17 protein-coding genes are annotated in these 18,102 nt (G+C 68.9%); 12 read left to right on the forward strand and 5 right to left on the reverse strand.

Annotated features, from left to right (window positions below):
* Positions 1-13: 13 nt before the first annotated feature.
* The 3 genes from AP234_RS17815 to AP234_RS17825 all read left to right on the forward strand — a co-directional run bounded on the left by AP234_RS17815 (position 14) and on the right by AP234_RS17825 (position 2,372).
* The gene (locus tag AP234_RS17815) at positions 14-652 is read left to right on the forward strand and encodes a HEAT repeat domain-containing protein (protein ID WP_235558224.1); all 639 of its coding nucleotides are present in this window, start codon (positions 14-16) and stop codon (positions 650-652) included.
* Positions 653-658: 6 nt separating this feature from the next.
* Positions 659-1,663 carry a MerR family transcriptional regulator gene (locus AP234_RS17820; RefSeq protein ID WP_055480812.1) on the forward strand — a complete coding sequence of 335 codons (1,005 nt, stop codon included), beginning with the start codon at positions 659-661 and terminating at the stop codon, positions 1,661-1,663.
* 142 nt (positions 1,664-1,805) lie between these two features.
* Complete coding sequence (locus AP234_RS17825; protein WP_152990474.1) at positions 1,806-2,372, forward strand: DUF6461 domain-containing protein; 567 nt, start codon at positions 1,806-1,808, stop codon at positions 2,370-2,372.
* Positions 2,373-2,453: 81 nt separating this feature from the next.
* On the opposite strand, the gene AP234_RS17830 is transcribed toward AP234_RS17825, so the two are convergent.
* Both AP234_RS17830 and AP234_RS17835 read right to left on the reverse strand, forming a co-directional pair.
* Positions 2,454-4,154 carry a cellulose binding domain-containing protein gene (locus tag AP234_RS17830; protein WP_055480814.1) on the reverse strand — a complete coding sequence of 567 codons (1,701 nt, stop codon included), beginning with the start codon at positions 4,152-4,154 and terminating at the stop codon, positions 2,454-2,456.
* A 371-nt stretch (positions 4,155-4,525) separates the two neighbouring features.
* Positions 4,526-5,386, reverse strand: a complete 861-nt coding sequence (locus AP234_RS17835; protein WP_055480815.1) for a hypothetical protein — start codon at positions 5,384-5,386, stop codon at positions 4,526-4,528.
* Between the two features lie 275 nt (positions 5,387-5,661).
* On the opposite strand from AP234_RS17835, the gene AP234_RS17840 reads away from it, so the two are divergent.
* On the forward strand, positions 5,662-6,513 hold the full coding sequence (locus AP234_RS17840) for a DUF72 domain-containing protein (RefSeq protein ID WP_055480816.1): 852 nt from the start codon (positions 5,662-5,664) through the stop codon (positions 6,511-6,513).
* Here AP234_RS17840 and AP234_RS17845 read toward each other — a convergent pair whose 3' ends face one another.
* Positions 6,514-7,341: a class I SAM-dependent methyltransferase gene (locus AP234_RS17845; protein WP_055481035.1), complete on the reverse strand. Its 828-nt coding sequence runs from the start codon at positions 7,339-7,341 to the stop codon at positions 6,514-6,516. It abuts the gene before it with no gap.
* A gap of 351 nt (positions 7,342-7,692) precedes the next feature.
* Between AP234_RS17845 and mgtE the strand changes: the two genes are divergently transcribed.
* From mgtE to AP234_RS17885, 8 genes are all read left to right on the forward strand, one after another.
* The gene (gene mgtE / locus AP234_RS17850; RefSeq protein ID WP_055481036.1) at positions 7,693-9,033 is read left to right on the forward strand and encodes a magnesium transporter; all 1,341 of its coding nucleotides are present in this window, start codon (positions 7,693-7,695) and stop codon (positions 9,031-9,033) included.
* Between the two features lie 156 nt (positions 9,034-9,189).
* Entirely contained in the window at positions 9,190-10,749 is a 1,560-nt protein-coding gene (locus AP234_RS17855; protein WP_235558225.1) for an ABC transporter substrate-binding protein, read from the forward strand.
* An 82-nt stretch (positions 10,750-10,831) separates the two neighbouring features.
* Positions 10,832-11,815: an ABC transporter permease gene (locus tag AP234_RS17860; protein WP_055480818.1), complete on the forward strand. Its 984-nt coding sequence runs from the start codon at positions 10,832-10,834 to the stop codon at positions 11,813-11,815.
* Positions 11,815-12,741, forward strand: coding sequence for an ABC transporter permease (locus tag AP234_RS36355; RefSeq protein WP_152990475.1), 927 nt, complete (start codon positions 11,815-11,817; stop codon positions 12,739-12,741). Before AP234_RS17860 ends, AP234_RS36355 begins: the two co-directional genes overlap by 1 nt.
* Positions 12,738-13,748: an ABC transporter ATP-binding protein gene (locus tag AP234_RS17870; RefSeq protein WP_235558226.1), complete on the forward strand. Its 1,011-nt coding sequence runs from the start codon at positions 12,738-12,740 to the stop codon at positions 13,746-13,748. The genes AP234_RS36355 and AP234_RS17870 overlap by 4 nt, the downstream gene beginning before the upstream one ends.
* A complete protein-coding gene (locus AP234_RS17875) occupies positions 13,735-14,436 on the forward strand; it encodes an ATP-binding cassette domain-containing protein (protein ID WP_055480820.1) in 702 nt (233 codons plus the stop codon). The genes AP234_RS17870 and AP234_RS17875 overlap by 14 nt, the downstream gene beginning before the upstream one ends.
* 155 nt (positions 14,437-14,591) lie before the next feature.
* On the forward strand, positions 14,592-14,912 hold the full coding sequence (locus AP234_RS17880) for a hypothetical protein (protein ID WP_055480821.1): 321 nt from the start codon (positions 14,592-14,594) through the stop codon (positions 14,910-14,912).
* The gene (locus tag AP234_RS17885) at positions 14,912-15,553 is read left to right on the forward strand and encodes a nucleotidyl transferase AbiEii/AbiGii toxin family protein (protein WP_055481038.1); all 642 of its coding nucleotides are present in this window, start codon (positions 14,912-14,914) and stop codon (positions 15,551-15,553) included. Before AP234_RS17880 ends, AP234_RS17885 begins: the two co-directional genes overlap by 1 nt.
* A 411-nt stretch (positions 15,554-15,964) precedes the next feature.
* On the opposite strand, the gene AP234_RS17890 is transcribed toward AP234_RS17885, so the two are convergent.
* Both AP234_RS17890 and AP234_RS17895 read right to left on the reverse strand, forming a co-directional pair.
* Positions 15,965-17,428, reverse strand: a complete 1,464-nt coding sequence (locus AP234_RS17890; protein WP_055480822.1) for a benzaldehyde dehydrogenase — start codon at positions 17,426-17,428, stop codon at positions 15,965-15,967.
* A gap of 24 nt (positions 17,429-17,452) precedes the next feature.
* Positions 17,453-18,102, reverse strand: a 650-nt coding sequence (locus AP234_RS17895; RefSeq protein WP_268778065.1) for an amidase family protein, incomplete at its 5' end; no start/stop codon positions are given.

Here is an 18,102-nt window from a genome sequence, read left to right on the forward strand (position 1 = left end):
GGACACGAACACGATGCGAGCTCTCCGGGGACTGGAGAACAGCAGCTCGTCGGTGCGGCTGCAGACAGCGCTGGCGGTCGGCACGACCCCGGATTCGCGGTTCATCGAAAAGCTGATCGAACGATGCGCGATCGAGCCCGATTTTTACGTGCGCGACATGCTTACGTGGGCACTCACCCGCCACCCGTCGTCGATGTCGGTCCCACGGCTCATCGATGAGCTCCGCTCCGAGCGTGCGCAGGCACGAAGCCAGGCTCTGCACACGCTGTCCAAGATCGGGGATCGGCAAGCGTGGCCGGCGATCACACGGGCGCTACTGACCGACGCCGACGACGAGGTGGCGCGGAGCGCCTGGCGAGCAGCGGTCGTACTCGTGCCCGAAGGTGAAGAAGCCGGGTTGGCCGGGGTGTTGGCGACACAGCTCGGGCGCGGCAAGCGTGAGACGCAGTTGAGCCTCAGCAGGGCGCTGATCGCGCTCGGTGAGGTGATCATGCCGACCCTCCGCGCCGCGATGACGGATCCCGACCCTCGCGTGCGTCAGCACGCGATCGCCACGGAACGGCTGTTGCGCGACCCGGATGCGGGATTCGAGTTCGCGATCGAGGAGGCGAAGCGCATCATGGCCCTCGGCACCACCGGCAAGGAGGAGTGATGGGCAGTGTTGATCGGTGATGTGGCAAGACGGTCCGGGGTCAGCGCCCGCATGCTCAGGCATTACGACTCGCTCGGCCTGGTGCGGCCAACGGGTCGTACCGAGGCCGGCTATCGGGAGTACTCAAGCGAGGACATCCGGCGAATCTTCCACATCGAGAGCCTGCGGTCATTGGGGCTGTCGCTGCGTGAAGTGGGGCGCGCGCTGGACGACCCCGGATTCAGGCCTTCGGAGCTCGTTGCCGACCTCATCCGCCAGACGCGAGAACGCATCGTGGGTGAGATGGAGCTGCTCACGCGACTCCGTCGGATCGGTGCCGCGGAGCCCGCCGACTGGGAGGACGTCCTCAGGATCGTGTCACTCCTTCATGCCTTGGGGTCGGAGAGCGCTGCGAAGCGCCAGCGCGCGGCCTTGTCCTCGGTCGAAGAGGTTCCGGTGCCGGTGGAGGCTCTGGTCGAGGCGGCGTTGAGCGAGGCGGACCCCAACGTCGCCGGAGCCCTTCGATGGGCTCTGGCGCAATCGGGCGATGCCGGATTGGCACTGCTGGCGGAGGGGCTCGGCTCACCAGCGGCCGAGGTGCGGAAACGTGCCGTCCAGTCCATCGCCGAGATTCCTGACGGTACGGCGACCGCACTGCTGCAGGAGGCCCTCGCGAACTCCGACATCGTGGTCCGCAGGTGTGCGGCCCTGGCGCTCGGGGCACGTGGAGTGGCCGACGCGGTCCCGACGCTCATCGACATGATCGTCGAGGGGGCGAACGACACCGATGCGGCCGATGCACTGAGCGTGCTGGCGAGCGATCCGGCGTTGGCGGAGCAGATCGGCACCCGGCTCGTCGACCGACTCGCCTGCGGCACCATTGAATCGTCCGCACGTCTACGGCTGACCCAGGCGCTCGCGGATATCCCGGGGATCGAGGTGTCACGTACCCTCGCAGGTCTGACACATGACGAAGACCGTGCCGTTGCGCTTACCGCGACATACATCCTCAAGCTACGCGAGGCGCGATAACGGATTTCTCCTGTGTGGGGTGCCGCATGAAGCGCTCCGGGTCGGGTGGAGGCTCCAGGGGCTGACAGCGCTTGAACCATAAGCGAAGTTGTCGGTGCTCTCTGCCATGAGCCCGCAGTACGCCCCGACGGGAGGCATGTGGATGAGCGGCGCGACGGCGGAAACCTACGAGTGGCTCTATCGCGAGTTCACCGATGACGCCCATGAGACGTGGCTCTTCGCGACCTTCGTACGGAATCTGTCCCCGCAAGAAGCCCTGCGGCGGATCGGCGTCACCCCTGGTCCACTGGGTGAGTCGGGATTCGGCATCGCGGCGTGCGCGGCCGAAGGCGGCACCGTCCTGATCGAATGCGGCTGGGCGGGGATCATTTACGACATGGCGGGCCCGCTGTCTGTGGGCACGTCGACAGCCGCGGTCTCCGCGACCACGAAGAACGAAGACTTCGCCCACTGCCTTGATGGTCGGTTGGTGACCACGTTCAGCCTGTACTCCTATTCCCTTCGGGAAGGAGCTGATCCTGACCGGCTCCGGACCGATGTCGAGGACCTCGGCATGAACGTCGACGGTGATCGGGTTGGATGCCCTGAGGATCGCGTCTCCCGAGCTCTCGCCCTTGCCGAACGGGCCACGGGTGTCCACCTGTCTTCCATGCGTTACGCCGAACCCGCTCTGATCGGACCCACCGACCACCTGGATCCCTACCGGTGATATCGCCTCCGGGTGCGGCCCCTCCCGCGTCGGACGGGCCGCACCTGTCCCTTCACCGGTCGGGCTTCGGGAGTTTCGAGGTCAGACCACCGTGCAGGGGACGCCGTTGAGGGTGAAGGAGGTCGGCTTGGCGGTGTTGCCGGTGTGGGTGGCCTGGAAGCCGATGTCGATGGTGGCCCCGGGGGCGATCGTGCCGTTGTAGCTCACGTTGCGTGCGCTCACCTGGCCGCTCGAGGGCGTGTAGGTGGCGTTCCAGCCACCGGTGATGGACTGGCCGGAGGGCAGGGTGAAGACCAGGGTCCAACCGTTGATCGCCGAGCTTCCGGTGTTGGTGATGCTGATGCTGGTGGTGAACCCGTTGTTCCAGGTGTTCATCGTGTAGCTGACCCGGCACCCCGTCCCGGGGTCGCCACTCGGCGACGGGCTGGGCGTCGGACTGGGGGACGGGATGGGTGTCGGGGTCGGCGACGGGTTGCCGCCGACGCCGGTCACGAAGGTCATCATGCTTCGAGGGGGAAGCGTGATGGTGAGGGAGCCGTTCGACATGCTGGTCGTTCCCTGAGGCGCGACGTTTCTGCTCGCGTCGGTCAGCCAGGACGAGACACTGGTCGCGGTGCTGTTCGCCAGGCTGAACTGCTGGCTCACCGCCGAGGTCCCCTTGTTCAGGGCGACGATGACGACCCTGGAGTCACTGCCCTGGTACGCCGAGACGTACACGTTGGACGCCGGGTTCGCCGTGGCCTCGATCCGTACGTATCCGGGGCGGACGAACCTGGCGAAGTGCGCCATCATGGCGCCGCGTTTGCTGATCTGGCCGTCCTCCCGCATGGGGCCGTAGCTGCGCCGGATGTACCACCAGACGTATGTCTGGAACTCGGCGTCCACCATGGCGTGGTGGATGTGCTCCCCCACGTCGAGCGCCTGGGGCCAGAGGTCGGCCGAGTCGCTGCTGTTGGGGTAGTAGACCTCGGTCATCCAGAGTTCTTTGCCCGCGCCCTTCTGCTTGAACAGGGGGTAGGGGAAGCTCGAGTACGGCGTGCCGTAGAGGTGGGCCCCGATGATGTCGACGTTGGCGAGCGCCACGGGGTCGTTGAGGATCGGGTCGGACATGTTCTTCAGGTACTGGAAGGATTCCGGCGCGATGACCCTGGTGTTGATGGAGCCGGCGTTCTCCCGCAGGAACCGCACCATTTCGGTGGGCGTCCACCACGTCCATTCGTGCGCGTAATCGGGCTCGTTCTGCACCGATATGCCGTACAGGTTCACCCCGTTGTTCCGCATGTACGTGTTGAAGGCGTTCAGGTGCTGCGCGTAGGCGCCGTACATGTCGTACCTGAGGCGTTTCGCGTTGGTCTGACTGCCGCGAACGAAGGTCTCGATCATGTTGGCGGGGGGATTCCACGGCGATGCGAAGACAATCACCCCGAGCTCGGCCGCGCGCTTCGCCGTCGCCAGGTCGCGGCCGAAGTCCGCCTGGTTCTCCGGGACGGGGATCCGCAGTACGGAGAACCCCAGTTGACCCTCGCCGGTGCCGAACGCCGTGTTCCGCTGGGCGGCTGTGAGGTCGCCGATCCAGGCCGCGTGTGCCATGCCGCCGAAGCCGCGGATCGTCTGCCGCCGCACCGACGGGTTGATGAAGGCGGTGGCCGCCGCGGCCTCCGAGGCCCCCATGATGGACGTCGCGGCCGTGATGACCGGCAGGGCCCCCATCGTCGTCAGGACGTTTCTCCGGCTCACCAGTCTTCGCTCGCGGCTCACGGACTCGTTCTGATCTTGCGTCATGGCTCTTCCTCTCGGCTGTTGGTACCGGTACGCGCCTTCTCGGTCCCGTCGGCCCGGTCGGCGCCGGCCTCCGGCGTCGCCACTGGGATGGACCTCGACTGTGTTAGCGCTAACACCCTGTTCCTGATCGGCTCCCGAAATCACCGACGTTGACATTGCCTCGTACTGACCAGCACGCGAGCGCGACGGGATGCGGACCGCTGAGATGGCCGCGCGGAGGGGTGACACTTCACCGGAGTGTGGTTCCGCCCTCGGTACGGGTCAAGCATGAGGCGGGCGGCGAGCAGGCGAACTGTACGAATGTCTCGCCGAACCGTGAAAATTTCACTCGGGAATCTGTCGCCTGGCCTCGTTCCGATGCCTGGCCACCGTCACCCGTCGTCCATTGGAGATCTGGAGATCGCCGTTCTACGCTGACGGACGGTGTCGTTATGACGCCAGATCAGGGGCCGGAGTTCCGCTGGTGTCCCGGGTGCGTCTTCGGCGGCGAGCACCTCTCCGCGGGATATTCCGGCGACGGATACCCGCCGATGGTAGTCGCGGAAGGTCTGCACCTCGCCGTCACTGCGACAGGGATCCCACTGCGGGCCGTCCAGCTCGGTGTACGACATGCCCTTGTGCTCATAGTCGTGCATCGTGGCCACATAGACGGCCCAGACACGGAGCAATGAAGGCCGCGCCCGTATCGTGAGCAGCCCATTGATCCGTGCCACCTGGGCGGCCCGGCCGTCCGCCGTGGGGCGCCACCGCTGCCACCAGGTGCCGTCGGCCTGCTGGGTGCGCCACTCGTCGACTGCCACGTCGAGGCCCCAGGTATGCCATCGGACGGTTCCGGACCTGGTCCCTGGCCGGGGGAAGCGCCGGCCGAGGTGCTGAACGGCACGCGCCGGAAGGTGCGTCAGGTCGGCGGGGACGAGAACGATGGGGTCGCCTTGCTCGGCGTCGAAAGGGTTGGGATCGATGAATCGCCGATCAATGATCACCAGGGTGTCGGGCCGGCGCTGAAAGGACAGTCCCCACAGCAGGCGGCTGAGCAGCCGGGCGCCGTGCGGATCGGAGAGGACATGCCAGGTGTCGTGATGGAAGTTCGTGGAGAACCGGGCCCGGGTGCCGGGCCGAAGCGTGATCAGTGTGCAGTCTCGGCCGGCGGCCCGGAGGTGGTGCCGATGAAGCTTGAGGCGATCTCCGGACTGGCGGGTGTTGGATGGTCTGGCGCGCTTATGCTCCGGCATGGTTCACCAAGGTCCGTCCTTCCCGGTCGTCGATCTCACGAAAGCGTTTCGAGTACGCCTTCGGCAACCGAATTTCCGGGAGGAGACGTCGTGACACCGGGGGATGCCGGTCAGGTCGGCGATCCGCCTCTCCGTGGACGTGAACGGGCCGAGTGACGGCAGATGTCCGTACGGCGGACGCCTACCGTGGGCAGGCCGAGTTGTTCGAGGCTTGGCGCGAGCCTCCTGATCGGCCGGGTACGTGCCCGGGCTACTCTCGGCTAGCGTCTTGGCCCATGCGGCTTCATGTGGGATGTGCGATGTGGACCCATGCGCGATGGCAGGGGCGCTTCCTACCGCAGCAGCTCGCCCAGGGAGAGCGGCTGCGCGCGTACGCGACCTGGTGCAACGCGGTGGAGGGCAACACGACGTTCTACGCGACGCCGACGAAGGAGACGGTGGAGTCGTGGGCGCGGCAGACCGGGCCCGACTTCCGCCTCGTGGTCAAGCTGCCCAAGCCGATCACGCATGAGCGCCGCCTCCACGGCGCCGACGAGGAGCTCCGCTCGTTCCTGGACACGATGGAGCCGCTCGGGCCGCGGATCCACGCCCTCTGGATCCAGCTGCCGGGGTCGTTCGGCCCCACCGATGTCGGAGCCCTGGCCCACTTTCTCGGCCGGCTCCCCAGAACGTACGGCTATGCGGTCGAGGTCCGTCATCGCGCGTTCTTCGACGATCCCCGATCCGTACGGCTTCTCGAACGGGTCCTGAGCGAGGCGGCGGCCGAGTGGGTCCCGTTCGACACCGTCGCCTTCTTCCGGAGTCCGCCGACCAGTGATGCCGAACGGGACGCGTGGACGAAGAAACCCCGGGTGCCCCGCCGGTCCTCGGCGCTCACCGGCCACCCGATCGTCCGCTACCTCGGGCGGGACGACCCGGATCGTACGATCGAGGGCTGGCGGCCCTGGATCGGCACGGTCACGGAATGGCTGCGCGAAGGCCGCTCACCGACGGTCTTCATCCACACCCCCGACAACGCCGACGCGCTGATGCTGGCCCGTCGCTTTCACGATGACGTACGGACCGTCCTGCCCGAGCTCGAACCGCTGCCCGACCTGATGCCGGCCGAGCCGCCGACCCTTTTCTGATCACCGGCGGGCGGTGACCAGGAGGTACTCCCACTCCCATACGCCGTCCCTGTCGTGCCGGCGGGCGAGTTCGGCGAGATCGCGGTCCAGCGCGGCGACGCGCTCCGGCTGGTCGGCGATCCCTCGATAGGCGGCGATGGTCGGCCCGTAGTGAGACTTGAAGTAGTCGCGGAAGGCCTCCGGCGTGTCGAACAGGTCCACCCGTGCGATGTCGCGGCGCATCGTAAGATCCTGGACGAGTCCGCCCAGCAGGGAGCGGACATGCTCCTCGTCCCCCCACAGCGGCGGCGGCCGTACGCCCGGTGGAGGTGGGGCGAGGTACGGCTGCATCGCCGCGAACATCTGCCCGACGAAACCCTCGGGCGTCCAGTTCAACAGCCCGATCGTGCCGCCCGGCCGGCATACCCGTACCAGCTCGTCGGCGGCGGCGCGATGGTGCGGGGCGAACATCACGCCGACGCACGACATGACGACGTCGAACTCGCCGTCGGCGAACGGCAGCGCCTCGGCGTCGGCCACGCGCCACTCGATCTTCACGTTGTGCCGGGCGGCCTGCTCGCGTCCGGCGTCAAGCAGCTCCGGCGTCAGGTCGCAGGCCACCACCTCGCCCCCGGCCAACGCCGCCGGGACGGCCGCGTTGCCGGATCCGGTGGCGACGTCGAGCACCCGGTCTCCGGCTTCGACCTCGCACGATCGGACGAGGGTGGCGCCGAGCGTCGGGATGATCTCGCGGGCCAGGGCGGGATAGTCGCCGAGCGCCCACATCGCGCGATGCCTGGCCTTCAGGACACGGTCGTCCTCGGCGGCCGTCCCGTTCCGACGGTTCATACCGGTCACCTCCCGCGCAGGCGTCCCGCCGTACCCGTTCCCGTCCTGAGCGTCCTGTATGTCGTTCTCGCCCACATCATGTCTTTCTCGGCCACGTCACAGCGATTTCGTCCGTGATTGCCCGGGTAGCCTTGGGCGAGGTGCTTTCCCGGTAGGGCCGGGTAGGGGTCCGGCCGTCGCGAGTGGAGGTGGTTGCGGTGTGTGACTCCGTGAGTCGATCTCGTAACGTCTCCATGGATCGCTGACGCGCCGCGCTTTCCCTGGAACAGGCGACCGAGGCGCGACTTTTCCGCCCCCCGTGCCCCAGGCATGTGCGGAACGGGGGTTCCGCTTGTCGTGATGGGAACCGGCATGACGATCACCGAAGAACCCCGCCAGATCCGTGCGCGGATGAGTGCCGGCGATCTCGCCGGAATCGCGCGGACGCTCAAGGAACTGCCGACCGTCGAGATCGTCGATCTGCTCGAGGACCTCCCGCCGCGGGAGGCCGCCGTGGCGTTCCGGGTGCTGCCCAAGCAGACCGCCGTCGCGACGTTCGACCAGCTGCGGACCGCGACGCAGGCCGACCTCGTCGCCGAGCTCGGTCACGGACGCGTCGCCGACATTTTCGCCGAGCTCGACCCCGACGACCAGGTCGGGCTGCTCGACGAACTGCCGGCCAGGGTCGCCAAGGAGCTGCTGCGCTCCCTGCACGGCGAGGACCTGCAGGCGGCCATGGTCGTGCTCGGCTATCCACAGGGCTCGGTGGGGCGGCGCATGTCCCCCGAGTACGTGCACGCGCGGCCCGCCGAGACCGCGGCGACGGTGATCGACAGAGCCACCGTCCTGGCCGCGGTCTCCGAAACGATCTACACCATTCCGGTGATCAGCCATGACCGGGCGCTGCTCGGGGTGGTCAGCCTCCGGGAACTGCTCGCCGCCGAAGGCGATCGGGAAGTCGCGGAGTTGATGTCTCCGGCGATCGGCGCCCGCGCCACCGAGGACGCCGAGGAGGTGGCACGCAGATGCCTCGGCCACGGCATCCTGGCCATGCCGATCACCGACGACGAGAACCGGCTCGTCGGGCTGCTGACCATCGACGACGCCGCGAGGATCAGCCAGGCCGCGGCGGTGGAGGACCAGGCACGCGCCGGAGCCTCGGAACCGCTGCGCCGGCCCTATCTGCGTACCTCGGTGCGCAGCGTCACCAGGTCTCGGATCGTCTGGCTGCTCGTGCTCGCCATCTCGGCGATCCTCACGGTCAACGTGCTGGAGCTGTTCGAGGCCACGCTCGAACAGCGGGTCGCCCTCGCGCTGTTCATCCCCCTGCTCACCGGGATCGGCGGAAACACCGGCTCGCAGGCGGCCACCACCGTGACCCGCGCACTCGCCATGGGCGACATCCGGGCGCGGGATGTCGTCAGGGTGGCCTCCAAGGAGGCCAGGACCGGGCTGCTCCTCGGCGGTAATCTCGGCCTGCTCGGGCTGCTGCTCGCTTCACCGTTCTACGGCACGGAGTTCGGCGCCGTCATCGCCGTCACACTGCTGACGGTCTGCCCGCTCGCCGCGACCGTCGGCGGGGTCATGCCACTGGTCGCCAAGGCCTGCCGGGTGGACCCGGCCGTCTTCTCCACCCCTTTCATCTCCACGTTCTGCGATGCCACCGGTCTGCTCGTGTACTTCACCGTCGCCACACTCATGCTCGGCCTGTGACTCACCCGCCCGGGGGAGGTACTCCGTACCGATGTGGGACGCCTCTGACGCTGTTGATAATACGACGTAGTTGCAAAGGATTTGCAATAAGGGTCCAAGGCGTTCTACCTTCGGCGCATGACGTCCGCCTTGGTCCGCTTTGCCGCGCTTGTTGCCGTGACTACGCTTCTCGGACTGTCCGCCGCATGCTCGGCACCGTCGACCTCCGATGAGCCCGGGGGGAACGCCCGGCAGGCCGCGGCCGGTGACGGCTTCGTGCTCGGCCTCAGCTCCGAGCCCGACAACCTCAACCCGGTGCTCGGCTACGCCCCGGACGGGGGATCGCTCATCTTCGACGGTCTGGTGTCCCGAACCGCGGACCTGGAGCTCAAGCCCGCGCTCGCGGCAGAGCTCCCGAAGACCGATGACGCGGGCACGACCGTCACCTTCAGGCTGCGCACCGACGTTCGCTTCCACGACGGCACTCCGCTGACCAGCGCCGACGTCGCGTACACATATCAGGCGCTGCTCGACGAGAAGAACAACTCCAGCCTGCGCAGCGACTACGCCGCGATCAAGTCGGTGGAGGCGCCGGACCCGGAAACCGTGGTGTTCCACCTCAAGTACCCCTACGCGGCCTTCCTCCAGCGCGCCACGCTGGGGATCGTGCCCGAGCGGAGCCTGGACCGGCCGGACTTCAACACCAGGCCGGTCGGCACCGGCCCGTACCGCTTCGTGTCCTGGACCCCGGGCGACAAGATCGTGCTGGAGGCCGATCCGTCCTATTGGAACGGCGCTCCCGCCATCAAGAACCTGGTCCTGGCCTACGCGGCGGACGACAACGTCAGGGCGACCCGGATGGCGGCCGGCGAGTTCGACGCCGCGGTGCTGGCGCCCAAGGCCGCCGCGCGTTTCGACGGGACGGCGGGCATGACCGTCTACCGGGTGCCGAGCGCTGACTACCGCGGCGTGATGTTCCCGATGGAGGCTCCCGTCACCGGGGACAAGGCGATCAGGAAGGCGATCAGCCTGGCGCTGGACCGGTCGGCGATGGTGAAGACGATCCTCGCCGGGGCGGGCAGTGCCGCGTTCGGCCCGGTCGCCCCCGGCACCTCCTGGCACGACGCCGCCGTGCGGGGCTCCGACACCGCCGACCAGGCGCAGGCCGTACAGGTCCTGGAGCAGGCGGGATGGCAGGCCGGGCCGGACGGCATCCGGGTCAAGGACGGCACCCCGGCGCGATTCGCCCTCATGTATCCGGCGGGCGACTCGCTGCGCAAGGAGCTCGCACTGGCGGTCGCCTCCGACGCCAAGCGCGTCGGCATCGAGATCGAACTGGCCGGGCTGGACTGGGACGCGATCTATCCGCGCATGGCCAAGGACGCCCTGATCATGGGGTACGGGACGCCGTTCGACCCCGATCACACCAACTATGAGCTGTTCCACTCCGACTTCGTCGGCCAGGAGCCGTTCAACCCCGCCCGTTACCGGGACTCCGAGGTCGACGCGCTGCTGGAGCGGGGCCGGCGTACGGCGGACCCCGCGGAGCGCAAGCAGGCGTACGACGCGTTCCAGCAGCGGATCAGGGACGAGGAGCCCTGGGTCTATCTCGTCTACCTCCAGCACGTCTATGTCGTACGCGGCGAGTGGACGGGGATCACCCCCTCCGTCGAGCCGCACGAGCACGCCACCGGCGGGCTGTTCCGCGACATCGCCGAGTGGAAGCCCGCGTCGTGATCGCCGGGACCCGCCGCCGCCCGCGGTTCCGTACGGCCGCGCCGACCGTCTTGCGGCCCGACCTTCCCGCTGAGGTCGCGGCATGAGCAGGACGCTGGCTCGGATGGCGGTCTGGCGGGTGGCGTTCGCCGTACCACTGCTCTTCGCGGTCACGGCGGGCATGTTCGCCCTGGCCAAGGCATCGCCGTTCGACCCGATCAGGCAGTACCTGGGGGACCGGGCGCAGACGACGAGTCCCGAGGTCACCGCGCGGATCAGGGAGAACTGGGGCCTGGACCGGCCGCTCATCGAGCAGTACCTCGACTGGCTCGGGAGCCTGCTCCGGGGCGATCTCGGCGAGTCGCGGAGCCTGCACCGGCCGGTCACCGACGTGATCGGCGAACGGCTGGGCTGGTCGCTGCTCGTCGTCGGCGGCGCCATCGTGGTCATGCTGATCGTCAGCCTGGCCGTCGGGTTGCCGGCCGCCTGGCGGCGGGACTCCTGGCTCGACCGCTTCATCACCGGGACGGCCTATGCCAACGAGGCCGCCCCGGTCTTCTGGACCGGCCTCATCGCGATCTGGATCTTCGCGGTGCAGCTGCGCTGGCTGCCCTCCGGAGGGCTCACCGACGCGGCCGCGACCACGGTGCGGCCGGGCGACGTGCTGCGCCACATGATCCTTCCCGTGGCGGTGCTGGCCTTCTCCCAGTCCTCCTGGCTGCTGCTGTTCGTCCGCGAGTCGCTGATCAACACGTTGCGTGAGGATTTCGTGACCGGTGCGCGCGCCCGCGGTCTGCGTGAGCGGACGGTCCTGGTCAGGCACGCGCTCAGATCGGCGCTGCTGCCGTTCATCACCCTGCTCGGCGCGCGCATCCCGGAGCTGGTCACCGGGGCGATCCTGGTCGAGACGATCTTCTCCTGGCCGGGCGTGGCCGGCACGTCCGTGCAGGCCGCGCTCGCCGCCGACTTCCCGCTGCTCGCGGCGCTCACCCTGCTCGCCACGCTCGCGGTGGTCGTCGGAAACCTGCTCGCCGACGCGGCGTACGTGATCGCCGATCCGCGGGTCCGCGTGCTGGGGGTGAGCTGATGACCCAGACCTTCGATTCCGGGACCCGGCCGGGCGGACCGGGCAGATCGGGGAGATCGGGCGGCCTCTTCCGCAGGGATCCGGCGTTCCGGCGAGCCCCGGGGAGACGCCGCGGGTCGCCGCGGCTCGCGGTGGGCACGCTGATCGTGCTCGGTCTGGCCGTGCTCGTGGTGCCGGTCGTCGCCCGGCTCGACCAGCAACTGGTCGATCTGGGCGCCGCCTCCCTGCCTCCACGGCCGGCGCATCCGTTCGGCACCGACGAGATGGGGCGGGACGTACTGCTGCGCGCCGTGTACGGCCTGCGGGTCTCCCTGCTCGTCGGGCTCGTGGCCGCGCTGGTGTCGGTGACCATCGGAACCCTGGTGGGTCTCGTCTCCGGAGCGCTCGGCGGGATCGCCGACCGGTTCATCATGCGGGTCGTCGACGGCGTCAACTCCATTCCCCATCTGCTGCTCGGCATCTTCATCGTCGCGATGATCAAACCCAGCGTGGGCGCCGTCATCGTCTCGGTGGCGCTCACCCACTGGACCACCACCGCCCGGATCATCCGTTCGGAGGTGCTCGCCCTGCGCTCCCGGCCGTTCATCGACGCGGCGATCTCCGGCGGCTCGAGCAGGCTGCGCATCGTCCGCCGCCACTTCCTGCCGCATCTGGCGCCCCACGTCGCGCTCGCGGCGGTGCTCATGATGCCGCACGCGATCTGGCACGAGACCGCGCTCAGCTTCCTCGGCCTCGGGCTGCCGCCCCACCTCGCGTCGCTCGGCAACATGATCAACGATGGGGCCAGGTCGCTTCTCGCGGGCAACTGGTGGGCCTCGATCTTCCCCGGACTGTTCATCCTGCTGCCCACCCTGGCCATCTCGGCCCTGACTCAGTACTGGCGGGACCGGACCAGCCCGCGCTGGCGATCGGAGCTTCAGCTGTGAGTCACACCTTCACGAGTATCCGCACCTCCACGAGTTCTCAAACCGTTGGCATCGGCTCCCGGCTGCGCGTCGACGGTCTGTCGGTCCGCTTCCAGATCTCCGGGGTCGCCCCGGATCGGGCGACGGTCCACGCGGTGACCGACGCCCGATTCGAGGTACGGCAGGGCGAGTGCCTGGCCCTCGTCGGGGAGTCGGGCTGCGGCAAGTCGGTGATGGCGCACGCCCTTCTCGGGCTGCTGCCCGCCAACGCCGAGGTCACCGGCGCGGCCCGGCTGGAGACCGATGGAGCCGAGCCCGTCGACCTGGTCGGGGCGCCGGAGGCCGTACTGGCCCGCCGGGTGCGCGGCCGCATGATCGGCCTCGTCCCGCAGAGCCCGGCCGCGCATCTCACCCCGGTTCGTACGGCTCGCGCCCAGCTCGCCGAGGCACTCAGAGAGCTCGGGAGGCCGGCCGGATCGGACGACCTGGCCGCCCTGGCCAGGCGGGTCGGGCTCCGGCCGGCCGATCTCGACCTCTATCCCCATCAGCTCTCCGGAGGAATGGCGCAACGGGTGGCGAACGCCCTGGCGCTGGCCGGAGACCCCTGGCTGATCGTCGCGGACGAGCCCACCACCGGCCTCGACCGGCCCCTCGTCCAGACCATCGTGTCCGAGCTGCGGCGGCTCACCGACGAGGGACGTGCCGTCCTGCTCATCACCCATGACCTGCGCGCCGCCGAGCAGGTCGCCGACCGGGTCGCCGTGATGTACGCCGGCCGCATCGTCTCGCTCACCTCGGCGGCCGAGTTCTTCGCCCGGCCTCGCCATCCGTACGCCGCCGGACTGCTGGACGCGCTGCCCTCGCGCCGCTTCACCCCCATCCCCGGCCATCCGCCCGAGCTCACCATGCTCCCGGCCGGGTGCGCGTTCCGGCCACGCTGTCACCGGGCCACCGCGGCCTGCGAACGGCTGCCCGAACCGGACGAGGTCGCCTGCCATCACCCACTGGAGCACCATGTTGTTCGCTGAGGGGTCGCCTGCCGAAGGGCTGTGCGCCGACGGCATCACGGTCGCCTACGACCGCCGCCGAGTCCTGGACGGAACGTCGCTGACCGTGCGCCCGGGGATCGTGACCGGGCTCGCCGGTCCCAGCGGATGCGGCAAGTCCACGCTCGCCAGAGTGCTCGCGATGCTCCTGCGCCCGGCGGCCGGCCGTCTCACCGTCGACGGGACGGAGGTACGCCGCTGGCGCCACCGCGCCGACCTCCGCACCAGGGTCGCGTTGATCTTCCAGCAGCCCAGGCTCGCCGTCGATCCCCGTTTCACCCTGCTCGACGTCATCGTCGAACCGCTGCTCGCCGCGGGCCGCCCGGCCGCCGATGCGATCGCCCATGGTGAGCGGCTCGCCGACGAGATGGGCCTGACCGCCGACCTGCTCACCCGCCGTCCGCACGAGGTCTCCGACGGACAGCTGCAGCGCGCCTGCGTGGCGCGGGCGCTGGCGCTGCGGCCCCGCTACGTGATCTGCGACGAGATGACCACCATGCTCGACGCCTCCACGCAGGCCCACCTCGTCGCCCGCCTGGAGAGCTACCGGCAGGAGACGGGCGCGGGTGTGCTGGCCGTGACCCACGACACCGATCTCCTCGCCCGCTGGTGCGAGGCGGGCGCCGTCCACCATCTGCCTGCCCCGGACGGCACGTCACCCGTCCGCTGACGTCCCCGTCTCTCACCTCCCATATGCATCACCGATGAACTGGGATTGTGGCGCGGTCGCAGACGTTCGGCCGCCTCATCCATGTCCCGTCCGGCGCGACCTGAGATCTCACCGTCGAAGGGGCGCGGCTCTGGAGGAAATGTCACACTGGAGGCATGGACAGGGCATTGAACTACGCGAACATCCGCCCATACGCGGTTCCCCGTGCTCTGGAGGAGTTGGCAGGGCCCGCAGGTGGGATCGTCACGCTGCCCGGCTGGCTGGATTGGAGCCCGCGGCGCTCATACGACCTGTCCGATCCGGCGGCGCTACGGGTGATGTATGAGCAGGTCATCCAAGAAGGCCGGGAGCAGGATCTCAAGGCGTATCTGAACGCCGATCTGCTGGTGCGCGTCTGGCCTGAGCTGATCTTGCCGATGCGGGTCCGACTACTGTGGGAGTCACGGTTCACCTGGCTGCAGGATAGGGCCGCGTGATGGACCCCTTCCATCGGCGACTGATCGAGATTGGTCTCAGCGCCGCCGATCAGTACGGCTTCGCGCTGGCCGGTGGTTATGCCGTCCAGGCGTACGGGATCGTGGAGCGGCCAAGCGAGGACGTCGATCTGTTCGGCGCGCTGGACATGGACTGCCCGGCGGCGGCGGATCATGTGGCCGAGGCGTATCGTGCGGCTGGGTACCAGGCCGAGATCTTGCAGAGTACCGAGCGGTATGTCCGAATGTGGATCTCTGAGCCTGATTCGGATCGGGGATGCAAGGTCGAGGTCGTCGCGGACGTGCGGTTTCGGCCACCGGTGCGGATGGGGATGGGGCCGGTGCTCCATCCTGATGACGTTGCGGCTGGAAAGACTGAGGCATTGTTCAACCGTGCGCTCGCCCGTGACTTCATTGATGTGGATGCGCTCGTGGAATCTGGCCGGTACACGCGGGATCAACTTCTGGAGCTGGCCGCTCGCCGGGATGCCGGGTTCGATCGCAAGGTGTTCGCGGAGATGCTGGCGTATGTACGTCGTCGTACCGATGAGGAGTTCATTGTGTACGCCGTTGATGCAGTCGAGGCAGAGGCTATCAGGGAGCGCTTTGGCAGGTGGGAGAAGGAATTGCGGAAGAGTGAATGATTTCGGTTAGGGAAGCGTTAGCGGGGTACGTAAAACGAGTTCGCGCCAGCCTTACGAAGGACTGGCTTCACTGTCACCAAGCAACTTCTCGTTCCCGCGACGAATGGACTCACGGCTCGTCGCCGAACTCTGTCGGGATATACGTGACAGGCAGGTCAACCGAACAATTCATTTGGATTTTTCGTCATCCAAAAAATACAGGAAGCGTCGTTTTCCCCCGGTCCCGTCTTCCTTGGACACCGAGCGGGGGTCGGTGATCCGGATGGCGAAGCAGCCATGGTGTGGTTGGCCTGGCTTTCGGGAACGTCGGCCTTGGTCGTCGGCGCGGCTATTCTGATCAACAGATCAATTGCGCGGCCGGCCAGATCGGGACCTGGCCGCGCCACGGCAAGCTGATAAGAAAGGGGCAGGTCAGAACGGGTATCGGGCGGGCTCGCCGCGCATGGTGATCCAGCGGGTCTCGGTGAAGGCCTTGATGTTGGCGGTCGCGCCGCCGAAGCGAGACCCGGTGCCGGAGGCCCGTACGCCCCCGAAGGGCGCGTTGGCCTCGTCGTTCACGGTCTGGTCGTTGATGTGCACGATCCCGGTGGGGATCTGCTCGGCGACGGCGAGCCCGTGCATGACGTCACGGGTCACGATGCCGAGCGAGAGTCCGTACTCACTGGCCCCGGCCAGCTCCACGGCCTCCGCCACCGACGACACCCGGGTGACCGGCGCGACGGGGCCGAACACCTCCTCGGCGAAGGCCGGCGCCGTGACGGGGATGTCCGCCAGCACGGTGGGCCGGTAGAAGAGGCTCTCGTAGGACCCGCCCGCGGCGATCCTCGCGCCCTGGTCGGCGCTGGCCGTGACCATGGTGTGGATCTTGTCACGCTGTCCCGCGTCGATGACCGGTCCGAGCGCGACCTCGCCGGTCGCCGGGTCGCCGACAGAGAGCGCGTCCGCCTTCTCGGCGAGCCGTGCCACGAAATCGTCGTACAGGCGGTCGGCGACCAGGTGACGGCCGGTGGTCATGCAGATCTGGCCCTGGTGGAAGAACGACCCCCACGCGGCCAGGTTGACCGCGGCGTCGACGTCGGCATCGTCCAGCACGAGCAGCGCGGAGTTGCCGCCGAGCTCGAGGTGCGCGCGCTTGAGGTGCCTGCCCGCGAGCTCGCCGATCCGGCGGCCCACCGCGGTCGAGCCGGTGAACGAGATGACCCGGACGTTCGGATCGGTGATCAGCGCCTCGCCGACCTCGGCGCCGCCGGGCAGCATCTGCAGCACCCCCGGCGGCAGGCCGGCCTCCTCGAACACCCGGGCCATCAACGTGCCGCCGGTCACCGCGGTGCGGGGATCGGGCTTGAGCATGACCGCGTTGCCGAGCGCGAGCGCCGGGGCGACCGACCGGATGCCCAGGATGATCGGCACGTTGAACGGCGCGATCACGCCGACCACGCCGGCCGGCATCCGCCGCGCCAGGGACAGCCGGGGCTCTCCCGACGGGAGGATCTCGCCGATGGCCCGGCCGGGCAGCGAGGCCGCCTCATAGCACTCCTCGGCTGCGACGTGCAGCGCGAAGCCGGCCATCCCGGGGACCGCGCCGACCTCGCGGACGTTCCACCCGCCGATCTCCTCGGCGTGCCGCTGCCACAGGTCGCCGGCTCGGCGGAGCACGGCTGCGCGCTCGGTGTGCGGCAGCGCCGCCCACTCCCTCTGCGCCTTCACCGCGGTCGAAGCGGCCTCGGCGACGTCCTCCGGCGTCGCCTGTCCCATCCGGCCGAGCTCGTTTCCGGTGGCCGGCTCGATGACCGCGTAGTCGCCCCCGCGTCCGGCGGTCCACTCGCCGTTCTTGAAGATGTTCCCCTGCCAGTCGATGCCGTCGAGAAGTCCCACAGCGGGCGTCCTTTCCTGTTGTCCTCAGTGGTTCATGCGCAGCACGGGTTCGAGCACGTCGCCGCGGCGGTCGCCGTCTCCGCGCTCCTCCCCGTCGAGATCGGCGGGGGCGGGTACGGCCGGCCGCGGCAGCGGCGGGCACAGACGCTCGACGAGGCGGGCCGCTTCGAGCACGACGCCGTCGCGCATGGCGGCCCCGGCGAGCTGCAGCCCGACCGGCAGACCGTCGGCGAGCGCCACGGGTACGGAGATCGCGGGCAGCCCGGCCGCGTTGTACGCCGACGTGAGCCGGGTCAGCACGAGTTCGACGGGCCACTCCCGGCCGTCCACGTCGAGCACCATCGCCCCGATGGGGGGCGCCGTGACCGGCATGGTGGCGCAGGCCAGCACGTCGTACGTCTCCAGCGCCTCGTGCAGCGCGGCCGTCCGCCGCCGGATCGCGGCCTCGTTCCGCTCGACCTGCTCGGCGTCGAGCGGCGCCATCCGCATCAGCTCGGCGATGTCGGACCCGAACGACTCGGGGTCCCGTTCGAAGGCCGCCCGGTGGAAGGCGCCCGCCTCGGCGACGATCCTGGCGAGAACGGCCTCGGGCAGCAGCGGATCGTCGGGGACGACGACGTCCTCGACGTGCACGCCGTTGTCTTCGAGCAGTGCCCGGGTGGCGGACATCGCCT

Source organism: Sphaerimonospora mesophila, from assembly GCF_001417795.1.
Taxonomy (GTDB): Bacteria; Actinomycetota; Actinomycetes; order Streptosporangiales; family Streptosporangiaceae; genus Sphaerimonospora; species Sphaerimonospora mesophila.

Coding starts and splice junctions, on each gene's coding strand:
- AP234_RS17815 (WP_235558224.1), top strand. CDS start 14: ATGCGAGCTCTCCGGGGACTGGAGAACAGCAGCTCGTCGGTGCGGCTG.
- AP234_RS17825 (WP_152990474.1), top strand. CDS start 1,806: ATGAGCGGCGCGACGGCGGAAACCTACGAGTGGCTCTATCGCGAGTTC.
- AP234_RS17830 (WP_055480814.1), bottom strand. CDS start 4,154: ATGACGCAAGATCAGAACGAGTCCGTGAGCCGCGAGCGAAGACTGGTG.
- AP234_RS17835 (WP_055480815.1), bottom strand. CDS start 5,386: ATGCCGGAGCATAAGCGCGCCAGACCATCCAACACCCGCCAGTCCGGA.
- AP234_RS17840 (WP_055480816.1), top strand. CDS start 5,662: ATGCGGCTTCATGTGGGATGTGCGATGTGGACCCATGCGCGATGGCAG.
- AP234_RS17845 (WP_055481035.1), bottom strand. CDS start 7,341: ATGAACCGTCGGAACGGGACGGCCGCCGAGGACGACCGTGTCCTGAAG.
- mgtE (WP_055481036.1), top strand. CDS start 7,693: ATGACGATCACCGAAGAACCCCGCCAGATCCGTGCGCGGATGAGTGCC.
- AP234_RS17860 (WP_055480818.1), top strand. CDS start 10,832: ATGAGCAGGACGCTGGCTCGGATGGCGGTCTGGCGGGTGGCGTTCGCC.
- AP234_RS36355 (WP_152990475.1), top strand. CDS start 11,815: ATGACCCAGACCTTCGATTCCGGGACCCGGCCGGGCGGACCGGGCAGA.
- AP234_RS17875 (WP_055480820.1), top strand. CDS start 13,735: ATGTTGTTCGCTGAGGGGTCGCCTGCCGAAGGGCTGTGCGCCGACGGC.
- AP234_RS17880 (WP_055480821.1), top strand. CDS start 14,592: ATGGACAGGGCATTGAACTACGCGAACATCCGCCCATACGCGGTTCCC.
- AP234_RS17885 (WP_055481038.1), top strand. CDS start 14,912: ATGGACCCCTTCCATCGGCGACTGATCGAGATTGGTCTCAGCGCCGCC.